Raw genomic sequence first — 24972 nt, forward strand, 5'->3', positions numbered from 1 at the left:
GAGGTGGCAGGACTCTGGAACACCGCGTCGGAGCAGCCGGACCTGACCGCGTTGGTCGACCCCGGCGGCCGTGGGACCACCTACCGGGAGCTGGCGGCGGAGGCGAACCGGTACGGCCGGGGGTTCCAGGCCCTGGGGCTGACACCCGGCGACAGCATCGTGCTGATGCTGCCCAACAGCGCCGAGCTCGTGGCGGTGTACTTCGCCGCCTACCAGACCGGTCTCTACGTCGTGATGGCGAACTGGCACCTGACCGGCGCCGAGGTGGCCTACCTCGTGCAGGACAGCGGTGCCAAGGCGTTCGTAGGTCATGAACGCTTCGCCGCCGCAGCGGTCGAAGCGGCGGCGGGTCTGCCGTCCGAAGCGAAGTTCGCGGTGGGCGAGATCGACGGCTTCCGGCCGTTGGGGAGTCTCGGCGAGGGCGAAGAGGGCCGGCCCGACGTTCGCACGACCGGGTCGCCGATGCTCTACACCTCCGGCACCACCGGGCGGCCCAAGGGCGTGCGCAGGCCGTTGACCGGCGCCGACCCGGACGTCGTACCCGGCTCGGCGCCGTGGTTCTTCGGCATCTTCGGCCTGCGGCCGTTCGACGGGCACGTGCACCTGTGCGGGTCGCCGCTCTACCACACGGCGGTGCTCAACTTCGTGGTCATCTCCATCCAGCTCGGGCACACCACCGTGCTGATGGACCACTGGGACCCCGAGGACATGCTGCGGCTGATCGAACGGCACAAGGTCACCCACAGCCACATGGTGCCGACCCAGTTCCACCGCCTGCTCGCGCTGCCCGACGAGGTGAAGGGCAGGTACGACCTGTCGTCGTTGCGCGCGATGATCCACGGCGCCGCGCCGTGCCCGGTCGAGGTCAAGCGCAGGATGCTCGACTGGTGGGGACCGGTCGTGATCGAGTACTACGCGGCGACCGAGGGCGGCGGCACGGTGATCAGCGCGCAGGAGTGGCTGCGCAAGCCCGGATCGGTCGGGCTGCCGTGGCCCACGTCGGAGATCAAGGTTCTGGACGAGGACGGGAACGAGCTGCGCGCCGGTGAGCGCGGCTTGGTCTACCTGCGGATGGGCGACGCGACGTTCGAGTACCACAAGGACGCCGAGAAGACCCGCGCTGCCCGCGTCGGCAAGCTGTTCACGTTGCAGGACGTCGGGTACCTGGACGAGGACGGCTACCTGTTCCTGTGCGACCGGAAGAACGACATGATCATCTCCGGCGGGGTCAACATCTACCCGGCCGAGGTCGAGGGCGAGCTGGTGTGCCACCCGAAGGTCGCCGACGTGGCCGTCTTCGGCATCCCGCACCCGGACTGGGGCGAGCAGGTCAAGGCGGTCGTGCAGCCGGTCGACGGCGTCGAACCCGGCCAGGAGCTGACCGACGAGCTGCTGGAGTTCGCCCGCACCCGGCTCGCGAAGTTCAAGCTGCCGCGCACGATCGAGTACCTGGCCGAGCTGCCGCGCGACCCGAACGGCAAGCTGTACAAGCGGAAACTGCGCGATGCGTGACCGCATCAGGATGACCCCGGCCGAGGTCGACGCGTTCCTCGCCGGGCAGAAGACGTTGGTCGTGGCGACCATCGGGCGCGACGGCCTCCCGCACCTGGCGCCGATGTGGTTCGCGTGGCTGGACGGCGAGATCGTGTTCTGCACCGACCGCAAGTCGCAGAAGGTCGTGAACCTGCGCCGCGACCCGCGGTGCAGCGTGCTCGCCGAGGCGGGGGAGACCTACGACCAGCTGCGCGGCGTGCACATGGAGGGCGTCACCGAGTTCACACCCGACCTCGGCCGCGTGGTCGACGCGGTGGTGGCGCGCAACTTCGGCGAGGTCGGCTCGTCCGACGCCGAGCGGGACGCCCTGCGCAAGGCCATGGCGCGGCGCGTGGCCGTGATCTTCCGTCCGACCAGGACGGCCAGCTGGGACCACCGGAAGCTGATGTCGGGAGTGACCCCATGACCCTGAACCGCCGTCAGGTGCTCGCCGGAGCCGGCCTCGCGCTCGCCTCCGGCCTCGTGCACACCGGTACCGCCGAGGCGGACCTCGGTGAGTACGACGTGGTGGTGGTCGGGTCGGGCGCCGCCGGCATGACCGCCGCGCTGACCGCCGCCAAACGCGGGCTGAGCGTCGTGGTGGTGGAGAAGGCGCCGACGTTCGGTGGTTCCGCCGCACGCTCCGGCGCGGGCATCTGGATCCCGAACAACGAGGTGATCCTCGCTGCGGGCGTCCAGGACACCCCGGCGAAGGCCGCGCAGTACCTGTCGGCCGTGGTGGGCGACATCCCGCCGGCACGACAGCAGGCCTACCTGAGCGCCGGTCCGCGGATGATCTCGTTCGTGCTGCGCAACAGCCCGCTGCGGTTCCGGTACATGGACGGCTACAGCGACTACTACCCGGAGTACCCCGGCGGCATCGCGCGCGGTCGTTCCATCGAGCCGGACGTGTTCGACGGCACCCTCCTCGGCGCCGAGCTCGCGAACCTCAACCCGCCGTACCTCGCCGTGCCACCGGGCATGGTCATCTTCAGCGCCGACTACAAGTGGCTGGCGCTGGCCCTGGTGAACGCGAAGGGCGCCGCGGTGGCCGCCGCCGCGCTGGCCCGCGGTACCGCTGCCGCGCTGGCCGGGCAGAAGCCGTTGACCATGGGCCAGTCGCTGGCCGGTGCGTTGCGGCTGGGGCTGATGCAGGCCGGTGTGCCGGTGTGGCTGAACACGCCGTTGGTCGACCTGCACGTGGTCGGTGGTGCCGTGCGTGGCGTCGTGACCTCACGTGGACTCGTGCGCGCCCGTCGTGGCGTGATCATGGGTTCGGGCGGTTTCGAGCACAACGCGGCCATGCGCGCGCAGTACCAGCAACAGCCGATCGGCACCCAGTGGACCGTGGGCGCCAAGGAGAACACCGGCGACGGCCACCGCGCCGGCCAACGCCTCGGTGCCGCGTTCGACCTCATGGACGACGCCTGGTGGGGCCCCGCGATCCCGGTACCCGGCTCGCCGTACTTCTGCCTCGCCGAGCGCACGCTGCCGGGCGGGTTGATGATCAACCAGCTCGGGCAGCGGTTCGTCAACGAGGCCGCGCCCTACAGCGACGTCGTGCATGTCATGTACGACAAGAACCCCTCCGCGCCGTGCATCCCGGCGTGGCTGGTGGTCGACCAGAACTACCGCAACCGCTACCTGTTCGCCGACGTCGCGCCCGCGCTGCCGTTGCCGGACGGCTGGTACCAGAACGGCGCGGTGGTGAGGAACTGGTCGCTGGACGGCCTGGCATCGGCGATCGGGGTGCCCGCGGCCGCGTTGAAGGCGACCGTGAGCCGGTTCAACAACCAGGCGTTCTCCGGCCGTGACACCGACTTCCACCGCGGCGACAGCGCCTACGACCACTACTACACCGACCCGGCGGTCATCCCGAACTCGTGCCTGGCACCGTTGTGGGCGCCGCCGTTCTACGCGTTCAAGATCGTTCCTGGCGACCTCGGCACCAAGGGCGGCATGGTCACCGACGCGCGCGCTCGGGTGCTGCGGCCGGACGGCTCGGTGATCCCTGGCCTGTACGCGGCGGGCAACGTGAGCTCCGCGGTGATGGGCCGCAGCTACGCCGGCGCGGGTTCGACGATCGGCCCGGCCATGACGTTCGCCTACATCGCCGCGAACGACATCTAACCCGACCTTCCTTGCTGTTCTGGCATCTGCAAGTACTACTTGCAGATGCCAGAGCAGCAAGGGGGCTTGCGAGGAGGTGAGCGTCAGCGGCCTTGGAAGTCCGGCTTCCGCTTCGCCGCGAACGCCCGCGGTCCCTCCTTGGCGTCCTCGCTGCGGAAAACCTCCATGCCCAGCCGGGCGTCCACTGTGAACGCGTCGTTTTCGTGCATGCCCTCGGTCTCGCGGATGGTCCGCAGGATCGCCCTGATCGCCACCGGACCGTTCGCCGAGATCAGGTCGGCCAGCTCCATCGCCTTGGTCAACGCCTGGCCGTCCGGCACGACGTGACCGATCAGGCCGATCTCCTTGGCCTCCGGCGCCGTGATGTGCCGCCCGGTCAGCAGCAGGTCGGCCGCGACCGTGTACGGGATCTGCCGGGGCAGCCGGACCGCCGAACCGCCCAGCGGGAACAGGCCCCAGCGCGGTTCGGAGACGCCGAAGCGGGCGCTCTCTCCGGCCACTCGGATGTCCGTCGCCTGGAGGATCTCCGTTCCCCCCGCGATGGCCGGACCTTCCACAGCAGCGATGAGCGGTTTCGTCAACCGGCGACCCTTCAGCAGCGGTTCGATCACCGAGAAGTCGTACCCCGTGGTCTCGCCGGGGTGGTTCTGCGTCATCGCCTTGAGGTCCGCGCCCGCGCAGAACGCCCCGCCCGCGCCGGTCAGGACGCACACGCGCACGTCGGGATCGGTGTCCACGCGGTCCCACGCCTCGCGCATGATGGCCATCATCGGGCCGGACAACGCGTTGCGCGCCTCCGGCCGGTTCATCGTGACCACGAGGACGTGCCCGTTGCGCTCCACCAGGCAATGCGGCTCTGCAGTGGTCGTCATCCGGGGTGCCTCCTGGATCGAGTCTGACCGCACGGGGGATTGTTCAGAACAGTAACACGTTCTACTTTGCAGGACATGGCCCTCAACGTCGCAGACCTCGTTGAACACGCCGCCGACACCGTGCCCGAACGCACCGCGCTCATCTGCGGTGCCAAGCGGGTCACCTACGCCGAGCTCGAGGCGCGCGCCAACAAGCTGGCGCACCACCTGGCAAGCAACGGCGTGACAGCGGGTCAGCACGTCGGCCTGTACGCGCGCAACTCCATCGAGCTGGTCGAGGCGATGCTCGCGGTCTACAAGCTGCGGGCCGTCGCGATCAACGTGAACTACCGCTACACCAAGAACGAGTTGCAGTACCTGTTCGGTGAGGCGGACCTGGTCGCGCTGGTGCACGAGCGCCGCTACTCACCGCTCGTGGCCGAGGTCGACGCGCCGGAGCTCAGGGTCGTGATCGACGACGAGTCCTCTGAGGACTTCGGCGGCACCGAGTACGAGGCCGCGCTGGCCGCCCAGTCCGGCGACCGGGACTTCGGCCCGCGCAGCGCCGACGACCTCTACATCCTCTACACCGGCGGCACGACCGGCATGCCCAAGGGCGTGATGTGGCGGCACGAGGACGTGTGGCGCACGCTCGGCGGCGGCATCGACTTCGTGACCGGCGAGCGCGTCACCGACGAGTGGCAGCAGGCCAACTCCGGCAAGGACTACGGGCTGGTGCGGCTGTGCCTGCCGCCGCTGATCCACGGTGCCGCGCAGTGGGCCGTGCTCGGCGCGTTGTTCGGCGGCAGCACCGTCGTGCTTGTGCCGAAGTTCGACCCGGCCGAGGTCTGGCGGGTGATCGGCAGGGAGAAGGTGCAGGTCGCCGTGATCACCGGCGACGCCATGGGCCGGCCGCTGATCGAGGAGTTCCAGCGCGGCGAGTACGACGGGTCGTCGTTGTTCATCATCAACAGCAGCGCCGCGCTCTTCTCCTACACCGTGAAGAAGCAGTACCACGAGCTGCTGCCGCACACGACGCTGCTGGAGTCGATCGGGTCGAGCGAGACCGGGTCCACCGGCATCGGCGCGGTCCCCAAGGAGATGGTGAAGACCGACGGCACGAAGGTGAAGCTGAACGAGGACACCATCGTCGTCGACGAGAACGGCACCAGGCTCGAACCGGAACCCGGTGCCGTCGGCAAGCTCGCCCGCGGCGGCCACATCCCGCTGGGCTACTACAAGGACCCCGAGAAGACCGCGAAGATGTTCATCGAGGTCGACGGCAAGCGCTACACGGTTCCCGGTGACTTCGCCCGGTTCGAGGCCGACGGCGACATCACGTTGCTGGGCCGCGGCAACACGTGCGTGAACACCGGCGGCGAGAAGGTGTTCCCCGAAGAGGTCGAAGGGGTGCTGAAGTCGCACCCCGGCGTGTTCGACGCGCTCGTGATCGGCATCCCCGACGACCTGCTCGGCCAACGGGTCGGCGCGCTGGTCCAGCCGCGTGACGGCGCCACCCCGACACTGTCCGAACTGGACGCTCACGTCCGCGAGACGCTGGCCGGCTACAAGGTGCCGCGCTCGCTCTGGCTGGTCGACGAGATCGGCCGCACCCCCAGCGGCAAACCCGACTACCAGTGGGCCCGGCGCCACGTGGAGGAGCATGCGCACCAACCTGTGTGACACGTTCGGCATCGAACACCCGGTCTTCGGCTTCACACCGTCCGAGCACGTGGCCGCCGCGATCAGCCGCGCCGGTGGTCTCGGCGTGCTGGGCTGCGTGCGGTTCAACGACGCCGAGGACCTCGACCGCGCGCTGACGTGGATGGACCAGAACACCGACGGCAAACCGTACGGCGTCGACATCGTGATGCCCGCCAAGGTGCCGACCGAGGGCACGCAGGTCGACCTGGACAAGCTCATCCCGCAGGGCCACCGGGACTTCGTGGACCGCACCCTGCTCTCCCTCGGCGTGCCACCGCTCCCCGAGGGCGCCGGCGGCGAGGGCGTGCTCGGCTGGCTGCACTCGGTGGCCCGGTCGCACGTGGACGTGGCGCTGGAGCACCCCGTCCGGCTCGTCGCCAACGCGCTGGGCTCCCCGCCGGTGGACGTGATCGAACGCGTGCACGCCGCCGGTGTCCCGGTCGCCGCCCTCGCGGGCAAGGCCGAACACGCCCGCAGGCACGTCGAGAACGGCGTGGACGTCGTGGTGGCGCAAGGCTACGAGGCCGGCGGGCACACCGGCGAGGTCGCCACGATGGTGCTCGTGCCGGAGGTCGTGGACGGCGTGGACGTCCCGGTGCTGGCCGCGGGAGGCATCGGCTCCGGCCGGCAAGCCGCCGCCGCGCTGGCACTGGGCGCTTCCGGCGTGTGGATGGGCTCCTGCTGGCTCACGACCGCCGAGTACGCGCTGGGCAACTCCTCCACGCAGGAGGCGTTGCTGGCGGCCGGGTCCGGTGACACCGTGCGGACCCGGATCTACACCGGCAAACCCGCGCGGCTGCTCAGGACGCGCTGGACCGAGGCGTGGGCGTCGGCCCACGCACCCGACCCGTTGCCCATGCCGTTGCAGAACATCCTGGTCAGCGAGGCGCACCAGCGGATCGCGCGGTCCTCGGACCCGTCGGTGGTGTCGATGCCGGTCGGGCAGGTCGTGGGGCGGATGAACGAGGTGCGGCCGGTCGCCGAGGTGATCGCCGACCTGCTCGCCGAGTTCGAGGACACGGTGAAGCGGCTGGGCGAGCTCGCGCGGTGAGCGGGTCGGGGCCTGCCGGTCACATGGCCGCGCTGAGCCTGAGGAGCTGGGCGGTCGCCCCGCCCAGCTCGAACTCGGCGCGCTTGGCCGCCGTGAAGTACCGGTGCACCCCGTGGCCCATGTCGATGCCCGTCCCGCCGTGGACGTGCACGGCGGTGTGCGCCACCCGGTGACCGGCGTCCGCGGCCCAGAACTTGGCGGTCGCCACCTCGGCCTCGGCGGGCAAGCCCTCCGCCAGCCGCCAGGCAGCCTGCCACAACGTCAGCCGGATCGCGGAGACGTCGACGTAGGCGTCGGCCAGGCGTTGGGCCACCGCCTGGAAGGCCCCGATCGGCCGCCCGAACTGCACCCGCGTGCGGGCGTGCTCGGCGGTGAGCTCCAGCGCGCGTTCGGTGACGCCGAGCTGGTAGGCGCACAACCCGAGCGCGTAGCGGGTGGTGAGCCAGCCGGGGGTGACGCCCTCGACCGGCTCGCCGCCGCCGGTGAACGCGAACGTGCCCGCCTCCGACCCGTCGAGGAGCACCTGCGGTGCGATGTCGAGGTCCGCGGCCTGCACGAGGAACACCTCGTCGCCCGACGCCACCAGGAACGCCTCGGCCGACGTCGCGAACGGCACCGCGGTCTTCGCGCCCGCGGGGTCCTCGGCGAGCGCCACCGACAGCACGGTCGCGGGGTCGACGCGCCGGCCGGACAGGGCCAGGGCGGTCTGCGCCAGCGTCGTCGGCAGGTACGGGACGGCGGCGACCGCGCGCCCCAGCTCGACCAGCACCGCGCAGTGCTCCAGCACGCCGAGCTCGGCCGGGTCCTCCGGCACCACGCCCGCCTTCACGAGGTCGGCCCACGGTGCGCCGGAGGACTCGACGATCTCGCGGGTCAGCGCGGCCAGCTCCCGTTGCGCCTCGGTCAGCGTGAAGTCCACGTCTCCTCCTACCGAGGTACGGCGGGCAGCCCGAGGCCGGCCCGCGCGATGATGTCGCGCTGGATCTCGTTGGTGCCGCCGCCGAACGTCAGGATCAGCGCGGAGCGGTGCATGCGCTCGACCCGGCCGTGCAGCAGGGCGCCGGGGGAGCCCGCACGGACGATGCCGCCGGCCCCCAGCACCTCCATCAGCAACCGGTAGCCCTCGGTCGCGAACTCGGTGCCGAACACCTTGGTGGCGGAGGCCTCCGCGGGTGAGGGCGCCTCATCGCCGCCGGACGCGAGCTTCCAGTTGATGAGCTTGAGGTACTCGGTCTTGGCGTGCACGCGCGCGAGGTGCAGCCGGACCCACTCCTGCCGGTCGGCACCGGTTTCCCGCGCCCACTGGCGGACCTCGCGCAGCGCGGTCTGCAACGGAGCGGCCGAGCAGAGCGCGACGCGTTCGTGGTTGAGCTGGTTGGTGATGAGCTTCCAGCCCTGGTGCTCGGTGCCGATGAGGTTCGCGGCGGGCACGCGCACGTCGTCGTAGAAGGTCGCGCTGGTGGTGGGGCCGGACATCGTGGGCACCGGTGTCCAGGAGAAGCCCTCGGACGCCGTCGGCACGATGATGATGCTCAGGCCCCGGTGCCGTTCGGACCCCTGGTCGGTGCGGCACGCGAGCCACACGTAGTCGGCGTACTGGACGAGGCTGGTCCACATCTTCTGGCCGGTGACCACGTAGTCGTCGCCGTCGCGGACGGCCCGCGTGCGCAGTGCCGCCAGGTCGGTGCCCGCCTCCGGCTCGCTGTAGCCGATCGCGAAGTGGATCTCACCGCCGGCGATCCTCGGCAGGTAGAACGCCTTCTGCTCCTCGGTGCCGTACGCCATGATCGTCGGTCCGATGGAGTTCAGCGTCAGGAACGGCACCGGCGCGCCCGCCGCGGAGGCCTCGTCGAGGAAGACCAGCTGCTCGATCATGGGGCGGTCGCGGCCGCCGTACTCCCGCGGCCAGCCGATGGTGAGCCAGCCGTCCTTCCCCATCTGGCGGACGGTGTCCTTGTACACCTCGGCGTCGCCGTAGTCACCGCCGGAGCTCAGCGCGGCCCTGCGCTCCGGTGTCATGAGCGCCGCGAAGTACGCCCGCAGCTCGTCGCGCAGGCTCTCCTGCTCGGGCGTGAAACCGATGCGCATGCCCGCTACTCTAGAACAAGTTCTATTTTCTGTCAGGAGGCCGCGATGAAGGTCGACGTCGACCCGTCGCTGTGCGAGGCGCACGGCGTGTGCACGACAATCCTGCCCGAGGTATTCGATCTCGACGATGACGAAGTTCTGCAGATCCGGCCCGGTGTCGTGACGTCGGCGGAGGAGCCGGTGGCCGAGCGGGCGGTGGCGTCGTGCCCCAAGAGTGCGCTCCGGCTCTCACGCTGATGGACCTTGTCACGAACAGGAACAGATTCTAGTGTGCGACGGGTACCTCGGCCGTGAGCTCAGCGAGGAGTGATACCGGTGAAGGCTGCCGTGCTCAACCAGGTCGGCGACGACAAGCTCGAGCTCCGCGACGACGTGACCACCACCGCGCCGGGGCCGCAGGAAGTCCGCATCAGGATCAAGGCGTGCGGGGTGTGCCACAGCGACCTGTCCGCCATGGACGGAACGCTGCCGGCCCTCGTGCCGGGGGTGGTCGGGCACGAGGGCGCGGGGGAGGTCGTCGAGATCGGCAGCGCCGTGACGTCGCTCGCGGTGGGCGACCACGTCGTGATCACGTTCGTGCCGCCGTGCGGGAAGTGCGCGCAATGCGTGAGCTCCCAACCACATCTGTGCCTCGTCCACACGCTCTCCGCGTTCACGTCACCGCGGTTCGTGGTGGGTGGGAACCCGGCGTTCGGGTACGCGGGGCTCGGTGCGTTCGCCGAGGAGATGGTGGTGCCGGCGGACGCGGCGCTGAAGATCGACGACGACATCCCGTTCGACGTCGCCGCGCTGCTGTCGTGCGGCATCCTGACCGGCGTCGGCGCGGTGCTCAACACCGCGAGGGTCGAACCGGGCGCGAGCGTCGCGGTGATCGGCTGCGGTGGCGTCGGCATCGCGGTGATCCAGGGCGCGCGGCTCGCCGCAGCCGCCAAGATCGTCGCCGTCGACCCGGTGACGGAGAAGCACGAGGTGGCACAACACTTCGGTGCGACGCACGCGACGACACCGGACGGCATCGCCGAGCTGAACAACCAGCTGAACACGGGCATGGGCTTCGACTACGTCTTCGACGTGGTGGGGCTGCCGGCGACGATCCGCCAGGCGTGGGACCTGACCCGGCGTGGCGGCCACACGGTGGTCGTGGGCGCGGGCAAGGCCGACGCGATGGTGTCGTTCAGCGCGCAGGAGCTGTTCCTGCACGACAAGACGCTGCACGGGTCGTTCTACGGGACGGCCAACTTCCGGCGGGACGTGCCGCGCATGCTGGCGCTGTGGCGGCAGGGGCGGCTCGACCTGGAGGGCATGATCAGCAAGCGGATCCGGTTCGAGGACCTCAACGAGGGCCTGCAGGCGTTGCGCGGCGGCGGATCGCTGATCCGGCAGGTAGTGCTGTTCGACTAGGAGTCTCTTGTGGACCTTGCGGGGAAGGTCGCCGTCGTCACGGGCGCCGGTGCCGGGCTGGGCAGGGCAGAAGCGCTTGCGTTGGCCGGGGCCGGCGCGTCGGTGGTGCTGAACGACCTGCCGGGAGTGGCCGACGCGGTCGTGGCCGAGGTCGAGGAGCGCGGCGCGAAGTGCGCGGTGGTCGAGGGCGACGTGGGGGAGCGCGACACCGCCGACGCCCTGGTGGCCGCGGCGGTGGAGCTCGGCGGGCTGCACGTCGTGGTGAACAACGCGGGCGTGCTGCGCGACCGGATGCTCGTCAACATGTCCGACGAGGACTGGGACCTCGTGGTCCGCGTGCACCTGCGCGGCCACTTCCTGTTGTCGCGCAACGCGGTCGCACTGTGGCGGCAGCAGTCGAAGGCTTCGGGCGGACCGGTGTACGCGCGGATCGTCAACACCTCCTCCGAGGCGTTCCTGCTCGGGTCGGAGGGCCAGGCGAACTACGCGGCGGCCAAGGCGGGGATCACCGCGCTGACCGTCGCGACCGCCCGCGGCACCGGCCGGTACGGCGTGCGCGCCAACGCGATCTGCCCCCGTGCGCGCACCGGCATGACCGCGCACGTCTTCGGTGACGCGCCCAGCGGCGCCGACCCGCTGGACCCCGTGCACGTCGCGCGGTTCGTGGCGTACCTGGCCTCGCCCGTGGCCGCGGAGATCAGCGGGCAGGTGTTCGTGGTGCACGGCGGGATGGTCGCCCTGATGGCGCCCCCGGCCGTGGAACAGCGCTTCGACGCGCTGGAGGACGTCGCGGGGTACTTCGCCGCGCGCGATCCGCAGAGGACTTTCTCCTGTACCGAAACGCTCGCCCTGTAGGAGGAGCTGTGACGCTCACCGTGCAACCGCACCGCGAGACGCTGGGGTTGAAGGACGGCCGGCTCTTCGTGGGAGGTCAGTTCCGCGACGCGGAGGAGACCTGGACGCACCGCCACCCCGCGACCGGCGAGGAGATCGGCCGGTTCGCCGTCGCCACGCCGGGGGACGTCGACGACGCGGTGCTGGCCGCGCGCAAGGCGTTCGACGACGGCGTGTGGTCGCGCGCTCGGGTGCAGGAACGCGTCCGGGTGCTGCTGCGGTACGCGAACCTGTTGCGGGAGAACGCCGACGAGCTGCGTGGACTGCAGGCGCTGGACAACGGGGTGCCGCTGTCGTTCGGGCAGATCTACGCGACCTCGGTGGGGATCGCGGCGGACATCTTCGAGCACCACGCGGGCTGGATCGACAAGGCCGGCGGCCAGACCCTGCCGCCGTACCAGGGCGGTGACCACCTGGCGATGACGTTCCGCGAGCCGGTCGGCGTGGTCGCGGCGATCCTGCCGTGGAACGCGCCGTTCGTGCTCTTCGCGCAGAAGCTCGCGCCCGCGCTGGCCGCCGGCTGCACGGTCGTGGTGAAGCCGTCGGAGTTCGCGTCGTTCTGCGTGATCCGGATGGTGGAGCTGCTGACCGAGGCCGGGCTGCCCGACGGAGTGGTCAACCTGGTCACCGGACCGGGCGAGCCGACCGGGCAGGCGCTGATCGCGCACCCGCTGGTGGACAAGATCAGCTTCACCGGGTCGCGGGCGGTCGGCCGCAAGATCGTCGAGGCGTCGGCGGGGACGATGAAGCGGGTGTCGCTGGAGCTGGGCGGCAAGAGCCCGGCACTGGTGTTCGCCGACGCGCCGAACGTGGGCCTCGCCGCGATGACGTGCATGGGCATGGTCACCATGGGGTTGTCGGGGCAGGCGTGCGTGGCCCACACCCGTGCGCTGGTCGCGCGCGAGGTGCAGGAGGAGTTCGTCACGATGGCCACGATGATGGCCGGGGCCGTGACGTTCGGCGACCCGTTCGACCCGGCGGTGCTGGCGAGCCCGTTGATCAACGAGCGGCAGCTGGAGCGCGTGCTCGGCTACATCGACCGCGGCCAGGAGGAAGGCGCCCGGCTGGTCACCGGCGGCACCCGGCTGGACGGCGAGTTCGCGTCCGGCAACTTCGTGGCGCCGACGATCTTCGCGGACGTCTCCAACGACATGGCGGTGGCGCGCGACGAGATCTTCGGGCCGGTGCTGACCGTGGTGCCGTTCGACGACGAGGACGAGGCGGTCCGGCTGGCCAACGACACCGACTACGGGCTCGGTGCCGGCATCTACACCAACGACGTGAAGCGGGCGTTCCGGGTCGCGAAGTCGTTGCGCGCCGGGATGATCGGCGTCAACGGGTTCCAGCTGGAGCCGCACGTGCCGTTCGGCGGGTACAAGCAGTCCGGGCTCGGCCGTGAGGGCGGGCAGAGCGCCTACGAGGCCTACACCGAGCTCAAGACCGTGATGATGCCGCTGACCGACGAGCTGATGTGATGCGGCTGTCCGGCAAGGTCGCCCTGATCACCGGCGCGGCCCGCGGCCAGGGTGCGGCAGCGGCCAGCCGGTTCGTCGCCGAGGGCGCGTCGGTGCTGCTGACCGACGTGCTCGACGAACCGGGCAAGGAGCTGGCCGCGTCGCTCGGCGCGCCCTACTTCCACCTGGACGTGTCGTCGGAGGACGACTGGGCGGCGGCGGTGTCGGCGGCGGGCGAGCTGGGGGAGATCTCCGTGCTGGTGAACAACGCGGGCGTGCTGCACTTCTCGCCGCTCGCGGACACCACCCTGGCCGACTACCAGCGGGTCGTCTCGATCAACCAGGTCGGGACGTTCCTCGGGATGCGCGCCGTCGTGCCGTCGATGAAGCGGGCAGGCGGCGGGTCGATCGTGAACGTGTCGTCGGTCGAGGGGCTCGCCGGAATGCCGATGCTGACCGCGTACACGGCGTCGAAGTTCGCGATCCGCGGCATGACGAAGGTGGCGGCGCTGGAGCTGGGGGAGCACGGGATCCGGGTGAACTCGGTGCACCCCGGCGCGATCGACACGCCCATGGTCAGCACGGCGCTGGGCCGGGAGATCGACGTGTCGCCGATCGGCAGGCGGCTGGCGCTGCGGCGGATCGGGCAGCCGGAGGACGTGGCGAACGTCGTGCTGTTCCTGGCCAGCGACGAGAGCGCGTACTGCACCGGCGGGGAGTTCGCGGTGGACGGTGGAGCGACGGCGACGCACGCCCTGGGCCGCTGACCTGGGCTTCCGAAATTGTCAGACCTCGTCGCTACCGTTGTCGGTGCACGGTCGGAACGAGGGGTGCGTCAGTCCCCGAGCGCTGGTCGTGTCCTCGTCGTCGGGGGTGGATGCCCCGGTCGTGCTCGTCGCGGCCGGGCCCCGGTGCTGATCCGGTCCGCGCCGCTGCCGGGCGGCGTCAGGCGGTGAAGCGAGCGGCTTGGCCGTCGATGAAGTTCTGCGCGCGTTCGAGGGTGTGCGAGCTGTACGTCCCTCCTGCGCGGGCATCGAGCAGGGCGTTCTGCTGGGCGTCCAGGAGGAGGCGTTGAAGTTCCCCCTGCTGGTGCAGGGGGCTGTCCGGATCGCGGTCCGCGGTCAGCATCTTGTCGAGGATCTCCGCCAGGGCGAGACCTCGTGCCCGAGCCTGCTCCAGCACCGCCTCGTCGAACGGCGTGCCGTTCTGGCGTTCGAGCGCGGTGTTCTCCAGCACGGCCTGGGTCGCGGTCATCAACTCGGCGGCGAGGCGGGCGTACTCGCGGCGCTCGTGCTCCTCGTCGTTGCCGCGGATGCCGAGCAGCCGGATGAGCGCGGGCAGGGTGCCGCCCTGCAGGAGCAGCGTGACGATCGCGACGGTGAACGCGATCAGCACGAGCTCCGCGCGGTGGGGCACGTCGGTGGGCAGCGACTGGGCGGCGGCGAGCGTGACGACGCCGCGCATGCCCGACCACGCGAGCACCGCACCGCCACGCCAGCCGAGCCCTTCGCTGGCGAAGAACGTGGCGTCCGCGTGCTTGCGCTGCAACGCCCTGGTGGCGCGCTCGTAGCGCCTGCCGGGTTGCGGGCCGTGCTCGGAGATCCGGTCGAGCACCGCCTCGATCCGCCCGGTGAGCCGGTCGGCACGGCGCTGCTGGCGGCGCAGCAACGCGATCAGCGGCACCACGAACACCACCCGCAGGACGATCAGCAGCGCCGTCGCCAGCAGGCCGAGGGTGAACGCGGCCCACACGCTCTCACCCGATGCCCGCACGTCGCTGACGACCGCCGTGATCTCGAACCCCATCAGGAGGAAGACACCGTTCTCCAGCAACAACTGAATGGTGCGCCAGTTGGTGCGCTCGGAGATCCGGTCGTGCGCGGTGAACCGCTTCGCGCTCTGATGACCGGTGATCAGCCCCGCCGTCACGACGGCGATCACGCCGGACGCGTGCAGCTCCTCTGCCGGGATGAAGGCGAGGAACGGTACGACGAACGAGATCGCGGTCGTCAGCACCGGCTGCCCCTGGATCCGCGACCGGGCCCAGACCGACACCACCCCGACCACAGCACCCACGACCACGCCGATGAGGACCGCTCGCCCGAAGTCGCCGAGCGCTCCCCAGAAGCTGACCGTGCCCGCGATCGCCGCCACGGCCGTGCGCAACAGCACGAGCGCCGTCGCGTCGTTGACCAGCCCCTCACCCTCCAGGATGGTGACGAGCCGCGGCGGCAACCCCAGCCGCTTGCCGATCGACGTGGCCGCCACCGCGTCCGGCGGGCTGATCACCGCACCGAGCGCGACCGCGGCCGGAAACCCGATCTCGGGCAACAACCACCAGATCAGCAACCCGGTGCCGAACGCCGACCCGACGACCAGCAACACCGACAACGCGCCGATCGTGCGGAAGTTGCGCCGGAAGTCCATCACCGGCACGTTCACCGCCGCCGAGTAGAGGATCGGCGGCAGCACCACCACGAGGATCCACTCGGGCTCCACGACCACGTGCGGCGCACCGGGCACCTGGCTGCACACCATCCCGACCACGACGAGCAGCACCGGCGCCGCCACCCCGACCCGCGGCGCGACGTACGACACCACGACGATGATCAGCACCGCGACGACGGCGAGCAACGCCAGCTCCTGCATGATCGTCAGTCTGGCCGCCCACGCCGCGTCCGGCCATGCGAGCCACGCCGCGGCGCAACTCGGCAACTGGCACGCCCGCTCCACTGCGCCCGGCGGGGCGTCGGCCGATTCGCGGCCGCCACGCCCGCTCGCGCCCCGCGCTCTGACGGGCCGCCGGCCGGTTCGCAGCCCAAGCGTCCACTCTGGCCTGGCGTCCGCCGGCACGCGCGCCCGCGTCCCACCGAGCCCTGGTGGGCGTCGGCCGGTTCACGACCGCAGCGTCCCTCCCAGCCCGGCGTCTGCCGGCACATCCGCTCGTGCCCCATCGCGCCCTGACGGGCTGCTGGCCGGTCCGCAACCGCAGCCTCCCCCCATCCGGCGTCCGCCGCCACGACCCGCTCACCCCAGCCGCCGCGCTCGCCTCACCGAGTCAGGCCGGGCCGATGGCCCGTTCGCAACCGCGGCGTCCACTCCGGCCCAGCGCCCGTCGGCACGTCCACTCGCACCCCACCGCGTCCTGACGGGTCGCTGGCCCGTTCGCAACCGCGGCGTCCACCCCCGCCCGCTGTCCGCCGACACGACCGCCCGCACCTCAACGCGCCCGACGGACCGCTGCCCGGTCCGCAGCCGCAACGTCCACTCAGGCCCGGCGTCCGCCGCCGCGCCGCTCGCCTCACCGCGTCGGGCCGCTGACCCGTTCGCAACCGTGGCGTCCACCCCCGCCCGGCACCCGTCGCCACGCCCCGCTCACCCCAGCCGCCGTGCCCGCTCTCACCCCGCCCACACCAGCAGCACCGGGCAGGGTGCGTGGTCCACGACGTACCGGCTCGCCGGCCCGAGGCTCTTCGGCCCCGGATGCCCGTGGTCCCCGTCCCGCGCCACGACCAGCAGCTCCGCCCCCTCCGCCGCCGCGACGACCTCCCGCTCGACCCGGCCCGACCGCTCCAGCCGGGTGCACGGCCGACCAAGTCGCGAAGCAGCCGCGGCGAGCAGGTCCGAGCCTGAGGTCGATGCGAGCGACTCCAGGGTCGTGCCGGGGTCGAGGCCGCGGCGGCCGAGGAGGCCGGCGAACGCGCCGTGGGCCGCGTGCGGCACGTCGTGACCGCTGACGTGCAGGAGGGTGATGTCGGCGTTCGGGTAGGCCTTCGCCGCGTCGACGCACGCGGGCCAGGTGCCCTCGACGACCCAGACCAGGACGGCCACTCAGCCTCCGATCAGCAGCAGGGAACCCCACAGTGCCACCACCGCGGCGACCAGGCTCGCCGGTACGGTCAGCAGGCCGAGCCTGGTGAACTCGCCGAGGTCCACGTCGTGGTCGTGCTGGTGGACGATCCGCCGCCACAGCAGCGTCGCCAGCGAGCCCGCGTATGTCAGGTTCGGGCCGATGTTCACCCCGAGCAGCACCGCCAGCACACCGCCGGGGCCGGTGGCGGCCACCAGCGGCAGCAGCACCAGGACCGCGGGCAGGTTGTTGATCAGGTTTGCCAGCACCGCCGCCAGCGCCGCGATCGCGAGCAGGGCCACCAGGCCGTTCCCGTCGGGGATGACGCGGGCCAGCGCGGCGCCGAAACCGTTGTCCACGACCGCCTTCACGATGATCCCGAGCGCCAGCACGAACGCCAGGAACGGCAGCGACACCGAGGCCACGACCTTGCGGACCGTCGTCCGCCGCCGTGCCAGCGCCCGGACCGCCAGCACCGCGGCGCCCGCCGTCGCCGCCCAGGCCGGGTCCACGCCGACCGCCGAGGTCACCACGAAACCGGCGAGCGTGGCCACGACCGTCGCCAGCGCGAACACCGGCATCTCGGGCGCCTCCTCGTGCCGCGGTTCGGCGCTGGTGGCGAGCTCGTGCGCGAAGAACCGCCGGAACACCAGGTACTCGGCCAGCACCGCCACCACCCACGGGCCCGCCATCAGCCCGGCGAACCGCGTGAACGACAGCCCGCTCGCCGTGAACGCCAGCAGGTTCGTCAGGTTCGACACCGGCAGCAACGTCGAGGCCGTGTTCGACAGGTGCGTGCACGCGTAGACCGGCGCCTTGGGCCGCACCCCGGCCCGTGCCGCCGTCGCGAACACCACCGGGGTCAGCAGCACGACCGTCGCATCGAGACTCAGCACCGCCGTGATCACCGACGCGAGCCCGAACACCCCGGCCAGCAACCGCTGCGGCCGTCCCGCCGCCCACCGCCCCAGCCAGGCACCGCAGGCCCGGAACAGACCCTCGTCCGCGCACAGCTGCGCCAGCACCAGCACCGCCGCCAGGAACCACACGACCGGCGCCAGCCGCACCACCTCGTCCCACGCGTGCGGCAGCCCGATCGCCCCGGTCAGCACCGCGACCGCCGCCGCGGGCACCGCCACCACCGCCTCGGGCAGTCCACGGGGGCGCACCACCGCGCACACCAGCACCAGCACGAGCAGGACGACCGACACGCCCTCCGCCAGCCACCCGCTCAACACCCGGCACTCCCGTCTCGCACCCGTTCGCCGCAATCGAACCACGCGCGAACGGGACGCCGCCGGACGAGCGCCCGTGGCCTTGACCACGGGCGCGAGGACCGGGTCAGGAGGCCGTGAACGTCAGCGTGAAGCTCGTCTTCTCCGCGTGCAGCCGGTGCCGGGGGAGGACGCCGGGCCCGCACGACGCCGTTCCCAGGCCGTGCTGCGCCACGTCGAGGTTCAGGTGCACCCGGTCCCGTGCCCGCAGGTCGGTGGTGTGCGTGGCCGCGTCGAGGTCCTCGGACGTCCACCGGCGCGCGGCGAAGTCGAACACCGGCTCGCCCTCCACCCGCACCCGGCGCACGCCGTCGCTCAGCTCCAGCCACCGGGCGTCGGCGCGGTTGCCGTTCTCCTGCGGGAACACGTACGGCGTCTGCAGACCGTCCACGGTGGACGCGAACCGCCCGACCCGCACCGCCTGCCGGCTGTCGGCGTAGGCCTCGCCGGGCCCGCGGCCGAACCACGACACGGCGTCCAGCGCCCCCGGCAGCGCCAGCCGCAGCCCGAGCCGGGGCAGCGTGCACGGCCACTCGCCGTCCGGTTCCACGTCCACCCGCAGCCGCAGCCGGTCGCCCTCGGCGGTCCACCGGTAGTCGGCGCGCATCCCGAACCCCCACGCGGGCGGCGCCACCCGCGTCCGCACGGTGATCGAGTGCTCCACCACCTCCACGGCGGCCACCCGGTGCTGCACCCGGTGCAACCCGGCCGCGCGCCACGCCCGCTCGTCGGAGGCCTGGTCGCCGCCGCGGTCGTTGTCGGTCGGCGCCCGCCACAGGTCGAGGCGGGGGCCGTCCAGCTGCAGCGGGCCGAGCCGGGTCAGCAGGCCGGTGACCGGGGAGAACACGCCGGGACCGAGCCGCAGGACCCCACCGCTCCGCACGACCGCGGCAGGCACGGCGCCACCGGCCACCTCTCGACCGCGCGCACCGGTGACCGCGACCTGCCCCACCGCCACCACGTGCCCGGCCACCGCCCACCGCGTGCCCGCCGCCAGCACGGCCCGCACGGTCAGCCACCCCTCGCCGCCGACGTCCGGCAGCTCCGGCAGCAGCACCTCGGCGTCCTGCCCCGGCCCGGTCGCCGGCACCGCCAGCACCCCGGACGCCACCGCGACCCCGTCGTCCTCGTACACCCACTCGAACCGCAGGTGCTCCAGCGACACGAGGTCGTAGCGGTTCACCACCCGCACACCGCCGCCGGCACCGGCCGAGATCCGCACCGGCGCGAACACCGCAGCGAACTCCACCAGCCCCGGCGAGGGCACCCGGTCGGGGAACACGAGCCCGTCGATGACGAAGTTCCCGTCGTGCAGCGGTTCGCCGAAGTCGCCGCCGTAGGAGAACCGCCCGTCACCGGCGATCCCGTGGTCGATCCACTCCCAGACGAACCCGCCCTGCACGTGCGGGTACCGCTCGAACAGCTCCCGGTACTCCAGCATCCCGCCCGGCCCGTTGCCCATGGCGTGCGCGAACTCGCACAGCACGAACGGCAGCGCCCGGCGGCGTTCGTTCGCGTCCTCGCGCCGCCCGATCTGCTCGACCTCGGCGTGCGAGGCGTACATGCGGCTGTGGACGTCCACGTACTCGCAGTCGAGGTCGCCCTCGTAGTGCACCGGCCGGGACGGGTCGCGGTCACGGGTCCAGGCCGCCATCGCCGCCAGGTTCTGGCCCGTGTGCGACTCGTTGCCGAGCGACCACAGCACGATCGACGGGTGGTTCTTGTCCCGCTCGACCATCCGCCGCATCCGGTCCAGGCAGGACTCGAGCCACACCGGGTCGGCGCTCGGGTTCCCGGACCAGCCGAGCTCGGTGAACCCGTGCGTCTCCAGGTCGCACTCGTCGACCACCCACAGCCCGTACTCGTCGCACAGCGACAGGAAGAACGGGTCGGGCGGGTAGTGGCTCGTGCGGACGGCGTTGACGTTGTGGCGCTTCATCAGCTCGACATCCGCCACCGAGAACGCACGCGGCACCGCACGGCCCAGCGCCGGGTGGTGCTCGTGCCGGTTCACGCCGCGGAACTCGATCCGCGACCCGTTGACCGTCAGCACCCCGTCGACGATCGCGACCGTGCGGAACCCGATCCGCACCGGCACCCGTTCCGCGGCGGTGTGCACGACACCGTCGTACAACCGCGGCTGCTCGGCGCTCCACGGTTCCACCGCGACCGCCGCGCTCTCACCGGCGGGCAGGTCGTGCACGTCCAGCTCCGGCACGGTGACCAGCAGCCCGTCACCCTCCACCGACAGCGTGCCCAGTCCCGTGAGGTGGTCGTAGGAGGCGTTGAGCCGGTAGTCCGCGACGCCGCCGCGCGGACGGGACAGCAGCGCGACGCCGCGGAAGATCCCGGACAGCCACCACATGTCCTGGTCCTCCAGGTAGCTGCCGGAGGACCACTGGTGCACCCGCACGACGAGGACGTTGCGGTGCGGGCGGAGCACCGCGCTCACGTCGAACTCCGCCGGCAGCCGGCTGCCGCGCGTCACGCCCAGCTCGACGCCGTTGAGCCACACCCGCCCGCACGAGTCGACGCCGTCGAACCGCAGCACCGCCGGCTCGTCCGGCCAGAACACCGGCAGGTCGAACACGAGCCGGTGGTCGCCGGTCGGGTTCTCCGACGGCACGCGCGGCGGGTCGACGGGGAACGGGTACCGGACGTTCGTGTACGCGGGCGACCCGTGCCCCTGCAGCTGCCAGTGGCCGGGAACGGTGATCGTGTCCCAGGAGCTGTCGTCGAAGTCCTCCGCGGCCACGTCGTCGGACAGCACGGCGGTGGGGGACAGGCGGAACCGCCACGCCCCGTCGAGCGGCAGCGCGGCCGCGTCGGAGGAGAAGTGCGCGCGCGAGGGCAGCGCGCCGTGGCCGGGACGGGGGTCTTCGAGGTAGGTCGGCTGAGACATGTGTTCCTTAGCCCTCGACAGCGCCTGCGGCGATGTTGCGGATGAGATCACGTGCGCTGATCGAGGAACATGACCACCAGCGGCACGACCGCCACTGGAGGACGGGTGTTCCACGTCGTGACGAATATCCGTGAGCGCTCCCGTGAGCGTTCACGGATTGGTGCGAAGGATGAGCGCCGCCGTCACGACCAGCTCGGCACCCGACAGCGGTTGCCCGCCGGCCAGCAGCAGGGCGGCCTGCTCGACGACGGTGCCGAGCTGCAACCCGTCGAACCCGACCACGGCCAGGTCCTCCGGCACCTTCAGACCGCGCCTGCGGGCGGACCGCAGCGCGCCGACCGCGATGGTGTCGTTGAACGCGAACACCGCGGTGACACCGGGGTACCGGTCCAGCAGCGCGGTGAGGGCCTCGGCGCCGCCGTCGACGGACTGGTGTGCGCCCGTGACGGCACGCGAGTCGAGCCCGTGCGCGGCCATCGCCGCGCAGAACCACGCGTGCCGGTCACCGGGGTCGGCGCGGTTGGCGTGGTCGAGCATGCCGATGTGCCGGTGCCGGCCGCGACGAGGTGGTCGACAGCGGCGTCGCGTCGAGGACGCGCCGTTTGGTGGCGCTGTCGATCTCGCCCTTGTCGTTGAGCGCGCGCGACACGGTCTGCCGCGACACGCCCGCGGCGCTCGCGACGTCGTTGATCGTTGCGCGCTTCATGACGACCGAGTGTGCCGCCCGTCCTAGCCGACCAGGCGGCGGCGCCAGTCCAGCGCGGTGACGGAGATGGCCCGGCCGGGGTCGCCGTTCCACTCGGTGCGCAGACCGGCCGCCTCGACCGCGGCGACGATCTCGGCGCCGACCGCGGCGGTGGTCTCGGCCGTGCCGTCGAAGCCGCCGTAGTACAGCGCCAGCCCGTGGCCGGTCGCGGCGGCGTCCGTGGACTGGGCGTGGAAGTAGACGAACCCGCGGGCGCCCGGAGCGGCCTCGTCGCCGATCTCGGCGTTGCCGCAGGTGCGGCAGCAGGTGAAGTTCTCGCGGGCGGTGATGCCCGCCTCGTCGAGCGCGGCGAACGCGCGGGTGAGCCGTTCCGGGTCGGTCTCGCCCTCCCAGGTCGCCTGTTCCTCGACCCGTTCCTGCCACAGCCGGTCGGCCAGTGCCCGCGCCTGCTCGGGTGAGACGGGCCTGCGGTCCTTCGTGGCCAGGTGGTCCTCAGCGAGCTCGGCCAGGTCCGCGCGGGAGGCGTAGCCGCCGGCCAGCACCTCGCGGACGCGCTGCTCCAGCGACGTGCGCTCCTCCTCGGTGAGGTCGAGCGACGGCACCTGCGCCGCGGGCGGCAGGTCCAGCGGCGACCAGGCCAGGCCGCGGTCCCAGCCGCTCTCCCGGCGGGCCCAGCCGACGAGGGTCGCGGCCACGGCGTCCGGCTCGCCGGCGGTCGCCGTGAAGTGCCGGTCCGCGGCGCCGTCGCGGTGCTCCACGGAGTAGTCGCCGCCGTTCTGGTGCCAGACCTGGGCGAACACCCCGGGCAGGTCGGGCACCCGCTGCACGACGAGGAACCGGTCACCGGCGCCGCCGATCCGGTGGACCAGCCCGGCCAGCTCCTGCTCGGACACGCGGACGTGCCGTTCACCGTTCTCCACCTGCACCGTGATCTCCAGCATGCGCAGACTCTGGCACACGCCCCTCAGCCCGCCGCGGAGGCCAGCGCGTCGAGCACGGTCGTGATCGGGGCGCGCGAACCCCGCCGCACGGCCGCCGTGATCCGGCGGGTCACCGGCAGCTCGCGCGCCACCACGTCGAAGCGCGGGTGAACGGCCAGCGCGGGCAGCAGCGCGACCGCCAGCCCGGCCTCGACGTGCTGCAACGTCAGCACGTAGTTGCTGAAGCGGGCCACCACCCGCGGCTCGAACCCGGCCTGCCGGCACAGCCGCGTGGCCAGGTTCGCCATGTACGAGCCGGGCACGTCGAACACCCACCGCTCGTCCTTGCACGCCTTCAGGTCCGTCGCCGGGTGACCGGGCGGGGTCAGCAGCACCACCGGGTCCTCGCCGAGCGGCACGACGTCGACGTCCGGCGGCACCGGCAGCTCCACGAAGTCGGTGGTCGTGATGATCACGTCGACCTCGCCGGCCAGCAGCGCGGGCATGCTCGCGTGCGGTTCCAGCTCGACCAGCTGCACGTCCAGGTGCGGGTGGTCCAGCTGCCCGATCGCGGGCACGGCCAGCGTGTGGATCGAGCTCTGGAACGCCCCGAGCCGCACCCGCCCGGACGGTTCGGCGTTGAGCCCGCGCAGCTCGGCCTCGACGGCGTCCATGTGGTCGAGGACCGCCCGCGCCCGCCGCGCCAGGATCAACCCGGCCGACGTGAGCCGCACCCGCCGCCCGGTGCGTTCCAGCAGCTGCGTGCGCGTCTCCGCCTCCAGCACCGCCAGCTGCTGCGACACGCTCGACGCACTCATGTTCGCGGCCTGCGCCACCGCGCGCACGGTGCCCAGCGCGTCCAGCTGGCTCAGCAGCTTCAGCCGCCACGGGTTCAACGTCATGCTGTGCAGTATTTCCGAACAGCGAGCGTGGGATTGTGAGATGGACCTGATGCTCGCGCGCTCGTAGCGTCCCGGTCCATGGAGACCTTCTGGGAGGACGTGGACCGCCACCTCGTGCGCTACGGCGGCACCTTCACGCGAGAGATCATCGACAGCGCCGCGGGCAGCTTCCTGTTCACCGAGGACGGCCGCCGCATCCTGGACTTCACCTCCGGTCAGATGAGCGCGATCCTCGGCCACTCGCACCCGCGGATCGTCGCGACCGTGCAGCGCCAGATCGCGAACCTCGACCACCTCTTCAGCGGCATGCTCAGCCGCCCGGTCGTCGACCTGGCCCGCCGGCTCGCCGGGACGCTGCCGGACCCGTTGCGGAAGGTGCAGCTGCTCACCACCGGTGCCGAGTCGAACGAGGCCGCGCTGCGCATGGCCAAGCTGGTCACCGGCAAGCACGAGGTCGTGGCCTTCGCCCGGTCCTGGCACGGCATGACCGCCGGTGCCGCGGCCGCCACCTACAGCGCGGGCCGCAAGGGCTACGGGCCGGTGGGCGGCAACTTCGCGATCCCGGTGCCGACCGCCGACTGGCAGGCGCAGCTCGACCTGGCGTTCGACCTGATCGACGCCCAGTCGGTGGGCTCGCTGGCCGCGTGCATCGTCGAGCCGGTCCTGAGCTCCGGCGGCATCATCGAACCGCCACTGGGCTACTTCGCGGCCTTGCAGGCCAAGTGCCGCGAGCGCGGCATGCTGCTGATCTTCGACGAGGCGCAGACCGGCCTGTGCCGCACCGGCACCTGGTACGCGTTCGAACGCGACGGCGTGGTGCCCGACATCCTGACGCTGTCCAAGACCCTGGGCGCCGGCCTGCCGCTGGCCGCCGTGATCACCTCCGCCGAGATCGAGGAGGAGGCGCACGCCCGCGGCTACCTGTTCTTCACCACCCACGTCTCCGACCCGCTGGTCGCCGCCGTCGGCAACACGGTGCTGGACGTGCTGGTCGAGGAACAGCTGGACGAGCGGGTGGTGAAGCTCGGGGCGCACCTGCGCACCGGGCTGGACGACATCGCCGCGCGGCACGACCTGGTGACCGACGTGCGCGGACGCGGGTTGCTGGTCGGGGTGGAGATCGGGGACGAGTCGCTGCACGCGCCGATCACGCGGAGGTGCCTGGAGCTGGGGCTGCACATGAACATCGTGCAGACGCCCGGGATGGGCGGGGTGTTCCGGATCGCACCGGCGTTGACCACGACGGAGGAGGAGCTGGACCTCGGCTTGAGCATCCTCGACGAGGCGATCGGATCGACGACGGCCTAGGTTG

The 24972-nt window shown here is 71.8% G+C and carries 22 protein-coding genes; 11 read left to right on the forward strand and 11 right to left on the reverse strand.

The window, feature by feature from the left end:
* Window positions 1-3 precede the first annotated feature (3 nt).
* Genes ACZ7CF_RS22995 through kstD form a run of 3 tightly spaced genes read left to right on the forward strand, consistent with a single transcriptional unit; the run spans window position 4 to window position 3663 of the window.
* A complete protein-coding gene (locus tag ACZ7CF_RS22995) occupies window positions 4-1512 on the forward strand; it encodes an acyl-CoA synthetase (protein ID WP_360389012.1) in 1509 nt (502 codons plus the stop codon).
* Window positions 1505-1960: a pyridoxamine 5'-phosphate oxidase family protein gene (locus ACZ7CF_RS23000; RefSeq protein WP_470370529.1), complete on the forward strand. Its 456-nt coding sequence runs from the start codon at window positions 1505-1507 to the stop codon at window positions 1958-1960. The genes ACZ7CF_RS22995 and ACZ7CF_RS23000 overlap by 8 nt, the downstream gene beginning before the upstream one ends.
* Entirely contained in the window at window positions 1957-3663 is a 1707-nt protein-coding gene (kstD, locus tag ACZ7CF_RS23005; protein ID WP_470370530.1) for a 3-oxosteroid 1-dehydrogenase, read from the forward strand. Before ACZ7CF_RS23000 ends, kstD begins: the two co-directional genes overlap by 4 nt.
* Before the next feature lie 83 nt (window positions 3664-3746).
* Here kstD and ACZ7CF_RS23010 read toward each other — a convergent pair whose 3' ends face one another.
* Window positions 3747-4535, reverse strand: coding sequence for a crotonase/enoyl-CoA hydratase family protein (locus ACZ7CF_RS23010; protein ID WP_470370531.1), 789 nt, complete (start codon window positions 4533-4535; stop codon window positions 3747-3749).
* Between the two features lie 75 nt (window positions 4536-4610).
* Here ACZ7CF_RS23010 and ACZ7CF_RS23015 point away from each other — a divergent pair, with 75 nt between their 5' ends.
* On the forward strand, window positions 4611-6197 hold the full coding sequence (locus ACZ7CF_RS23015) for an acyl-CoA synthetase (protein ID WP_470370532.1): 1587 nt from the start codon (window positions 4611-4613) through the stop codon (window positions 6195-6197).
* Window positions 6178-7269 (forward strand): NAD(P)H-dependent flavin oxidoreductase, encoded by a 1092-nt coding sequence (locus tag ACZ7CF_RS23020; RefSeq protein ID WP_470370533.1) that lies wholly within the window; start codon window positions 6178-6180, stop codon window positions 7267-7269. The genes ACZ7CF_RS23015 and ACZ7CF_RS23020 overlap by 20 nt, the downstream gene beginning before the upstream one ends.
* 19 nt (window positions 7270-7288) lie before the next feature.
* Here ACZ7CF_RS23020 and ACZ7CF_RS23025 read toward each other — a convergent pair whose 3' ends face one another.
* The gene (locus tag ACZ7CF_RS23025) at window positions 7289-8188 is read right to left on the reverse strand and encodes an acyl-CoA dehydrogenase family protein (protein ID WP_458431929.1); all 900 of its coding nucleotides are present in this window, start codon (window positions 8186-8188) and stop codon (window positions 7289-7291) included.
* A gap of 8 nt (window positions 8189-8196) precedes the next feature.
* A complete protein-coding gene (locus tag ACZ7CF_RS23030) occupies window positions 8197-9357 on the reverse strand; it encodes an acyl-CoA dehydrogenase family protein (RefSeq protein WP_470370534.1) in 1161 nt (386 codons plus the stop codon).
* A 45-nt stretch (window positions 9358-9402) separates the two neighbouring features.
* Here ACZ7CF_RS23030 and ACZ7CF_RS23035 point away from each other — a divergent pair, with 45 nt between their 5' ends.
* The 5 genes from ACZ7CF_RS23035 to ACZ7CF_RS23055 all read left to right on the forward strand — a co-directional run bounded on the left by ACZ7CF_RS23035 (window position 9403) and on the right by ACZ7CF_RS23055 (window position 13873).
* The gene (locus ACZ7CF_RS23035; protein WP_458431930.1) at window positions 9403-9594 is read left to right on the forward strand and encodes a ferredoxin; all 192 of its coding nucleotides are present in this window, start codon (window positions 9403-9405) and stop codon (window positions 9592-9594) included.
* Window positions 9595-9672: 78 nt separating this feature from the next.
* Window positions 9673-10758 carry a Zn-dependent alcohol dehydrogenase gene (locus ACZ7CF_RS23040; protein WP_360388988.1) on the forward strand — a complete coding sequence of 362 codons (1086 nt, stop codon included), beginning with the start codon at window positions 9673-9675 and terminating at the stop codon, window positions 10756-10758.
* Between the two features lie 9 nt (window positions 10759-10767).
* Window positions 10768-11613 (forward strand): SDR family NAD(P)-dependent oxidoreductase, encoded by an 846-nt coding sequence (locus ACZ7CF_RS23045; RefSeq protein WP_470370535.1) that lies wholly within the window; start codon window positions 10768-10770, stop codon window positions 11611-11613.
* An 8-nt stretch (window positions 11614-11621) separates the two neighbouring features.
* Window positions 11622-13127, forward strand: a complete 1506-nt coding sequence (locus ACZ7CF_RS23050) for an aldehyde dehydrogenase family protein (RefSeq protein WP_458431933.1) — start codon at window positions 11622-11624, stop codon at window positions 13125-13127.
* A complete protein-coding gene (locus ACZ7CF_RS23055; protein ID WP_360388980.1) occupies window positions 13127-13873 on the forward strand; it encodes a glucose 1-dehydrogenase in 747 nt (248 codons plus the stop codon). The genes ACZ7CF_RS23050 and ACZ7CF_RS23055 overlap by 1 nt, the downstream gene beginning before the upstream one ends.
* 178 nt (window positions 13874-14051) lie before the next feature.
* Here ACZ7CF_RS23055 and ACZ7CF_RS23060 read toward each other — a convergent pair whose 3' ends face one another.
* From ACZ7CF_RS23060 to ACZ7CF_RS23095, 8 genes are all read right to left on the reverse strand, one after another.
* The gene (locus ACZ7CF_RS23060; protein ID WP_470370536.1) at window positions 14052-15755 is read right to left on the reverse strand and encodes a cation:proton antiporter; all 1704 of its coding nucleotides are present in this window, start codon (window positions 15753-15755) and stop codon (window positions 14052-14054) included.
* A gap of 750 nt (window positions 15756-16505) precedes the next feature.
* Window positions 16506-16937 (reverse strand): universal stress protein, encoded by a 432-nt coding sequence (locus ACZ7CF_RS23065; protein ID WP_470370537.1) that lies wholly within the window; start codon window positions 16935-16937, stop codon window positions 16506-16508.
* Window positions 16938-18191: an SLC13 family permease gene (locus ACZ7CF_RS23070; protein ID WP_470370615.1), complete on the reverse strand. Its 1254-nt coding sequence runs from the start codon at window positions 18189-18191 to the stop codon at window positions 16938-16940.
* 106 nt (window positions 18192-18297) lie between these two features.
* Window positions 18298-21132 carry a glycoside hydrolase family 2 TIM barrel-domain containing protein gene (locus ACZ7CF_RS23075; RefSeq protein WP_470370538.1) on the reverse strand — a complete coding sequence of 945 codons (2835 nt, stop codon included), beginning with the start codon at window positions 21130-21132 and terminating at the stop codon, window positions 18298-18300.
* 150 nt (window positions 21133-21282) lie between these two features.
* Window positions 21283-21669 (reverse strand): substrate-binding domain-containing protein, encoded by a 387-nt coding sequence (locus tag ACZ7CF_RS23080; protein WP_470370539.1) that lies wholly within the window; start codon window positions 21667-21669, stop codon window positions 21283-21285.
* The gene (locus tag ACZ7CF_RS23085; RefSeq protein WP_470370540.1) at window positions 21635-21838 is read right to left on the reverse strand and encodes a LacI family DNA-binding transcriptional regulator; all 204 of its coding nucleotides are present in this window, start codon (window positions 21836-21838) and stop codon (window positions 21635-21637) included. Before ACZ7CF_RS23085 ends, ACZ7CF_RS23080 begins: the two co-directional genes overlap by 35 nt.
* 23 nt (window positions 21839-21861) lie before the next feature.
* Window positions 21862-22779, reverse strand: coding sequence for a DUF6891 domain-containing protein (locus ACZ7CF_RS23090; RefSeq protein WP_470370541.1), 918 nt, complete (start codon window positions 22777-22779; stop codon window positions 21862-21864).
* A 23-nt stretch (window positions 22780-22802) separates the two neighbouring features.
* Complete coding sequence (locus tag ACZ7CF_RS23095; RefSeq protein ID WP_360388956.1) at window positions 22803-23660, reverse strand: LysR family transcriptional regulator; 858 nt, start codon at window positions 23658-23660, stop codon at window positions 22803-22805.
* A 78-nt stretch (window positions 23661-23738) separates the two neighbouring features.
* Between ACZ7CF_RS23095 and ACZ7CF_RS23100 the strand changes: the two genes are divergently transcribed.
* A complete protein-coding gene (locus ACZ7CF_RS23100) occupies window positions 23739-24968 on the forward strand; it encodes an aspartate aminotransferase family protein (protein ID WP_360388953.1) in 1230 nt (409 codons plus the stop codon).
* Window positions 24969-24972: the final 4 nt, after the last annotated feature.

The sequence above is a fragment of the Lentzea sp. NPDC036955 genome (assembly GCF_055608005.1).

Bases quoted from the DNA above. Each gene is read 5' to 3' on its own strand.
- ACZ7CF_RS23020 (WP_470370533.1), top strand. From the start codon at position 6,178: ATGCGCACCAACCTGTGTGACACGTTCGGCATCGAACACCCGGTCTTC.
- ACZ7CF_RS23095 (WP_360388956.1), bottom strand. From the start codon at position 23,660: ATGACGTTGAACCCGTGGCGGCTGAAGCTGCTGAGCCAGCTGGACGCG.
- ACZ7CF_RS23000 (WP_470370529.1), top strand. From the start codon at position 1,505: ATGCGTGACCGCATCAGGATGACCCCGGCCGAGGTCGACGCGTTCCTC.
- ACZ7CF_RS23030 (WP_470370534.1), bottom strand. From the start codon at position 9,357: ATGCGCATCGGTTTCACGCCCGAGCAGGAGAGCCTGCGCGACGAGCTG.
- ACZ7CF_RS23060 (WP_470370536.1), bottom strand. From the start codon at position 15,755: ATGCAGGAGCTGGCGTTGCTCGCCGTCGTCGCGGTGCTGATCATCGTC.
- ACZ7CF_RS23080 (WP_470370539.1), bottom strand. From the start codon at position 21,669: ATGCTCGACCACGCCAACCGCGCCGACCCCGGTGACCGGCACGCGTGG.
- ACZ7CF_RS23055 (WP_360388980.1), top strand. From the start codon at position 13,127: ATGCGGCTGTCCGGCAAGGTCGCCCTGATCACCGGCGCGGCCCGCGGC.
- ACZ7CF_RS23100 (WP_360388953.1), top strand. From the start codon at position 23,739: ATGGAGACCTTCTGGGAGGACGTGGACCGCCACCTCGTGCGCTACGGC.
- ACZ7CF_RS23090 (WP_470370541.1), bottom strand. From the start codon at position 22,779: ATGCTGGAGATCACGGTGCAGGTGGAGAACGGTGAACGGCACGTCCGC.
- ACZ7CF_RS23035 (WP_458431930.1), top strand. From the start codon at position 9,403: ATGAAGGTCGACGTCGACCCGTCGCTGTGCGAGGCGCACGGCGTGTGC.
- ACZ7CF_RS23075 (WP_470370538.1), bottom strand. From the start codon at position 21,132: ATGTCTCAGCCGACCTACCTCGAAGACCCCCGTCCCGGCCACGGCGCG.
- ACZ7CF_RS23010 (WP_470370531.1), bottom strand. From the start codon at position 4,535: ATGACGACCACTGCAGAGCCGCATTGCCTGGTGGAGCGCAACGGGCAC.
- ACZ7CF_RS23015 (WP_470370532.1), top strand. From the start codon at position 4,611: ATGGCCCTCAACGTCGCAGACCTCGTTGAACACGCCGCCGACACCGTG.
- kstD (WP_470370530.1), top strand. From the start codon at position 1,957: ATGACCCTGAACCGCCGTCAGGTGCTCGCCGGAGCCGGCCTCGCGCTC.
- ACZ7CF_RS23085 (WP_470370540.1), bottom strand. From the start codon at position 21,838: ATGAAGCGCGCAACGATCAACGACGTCGCGAGCGCCGCGGGCGTGTCG.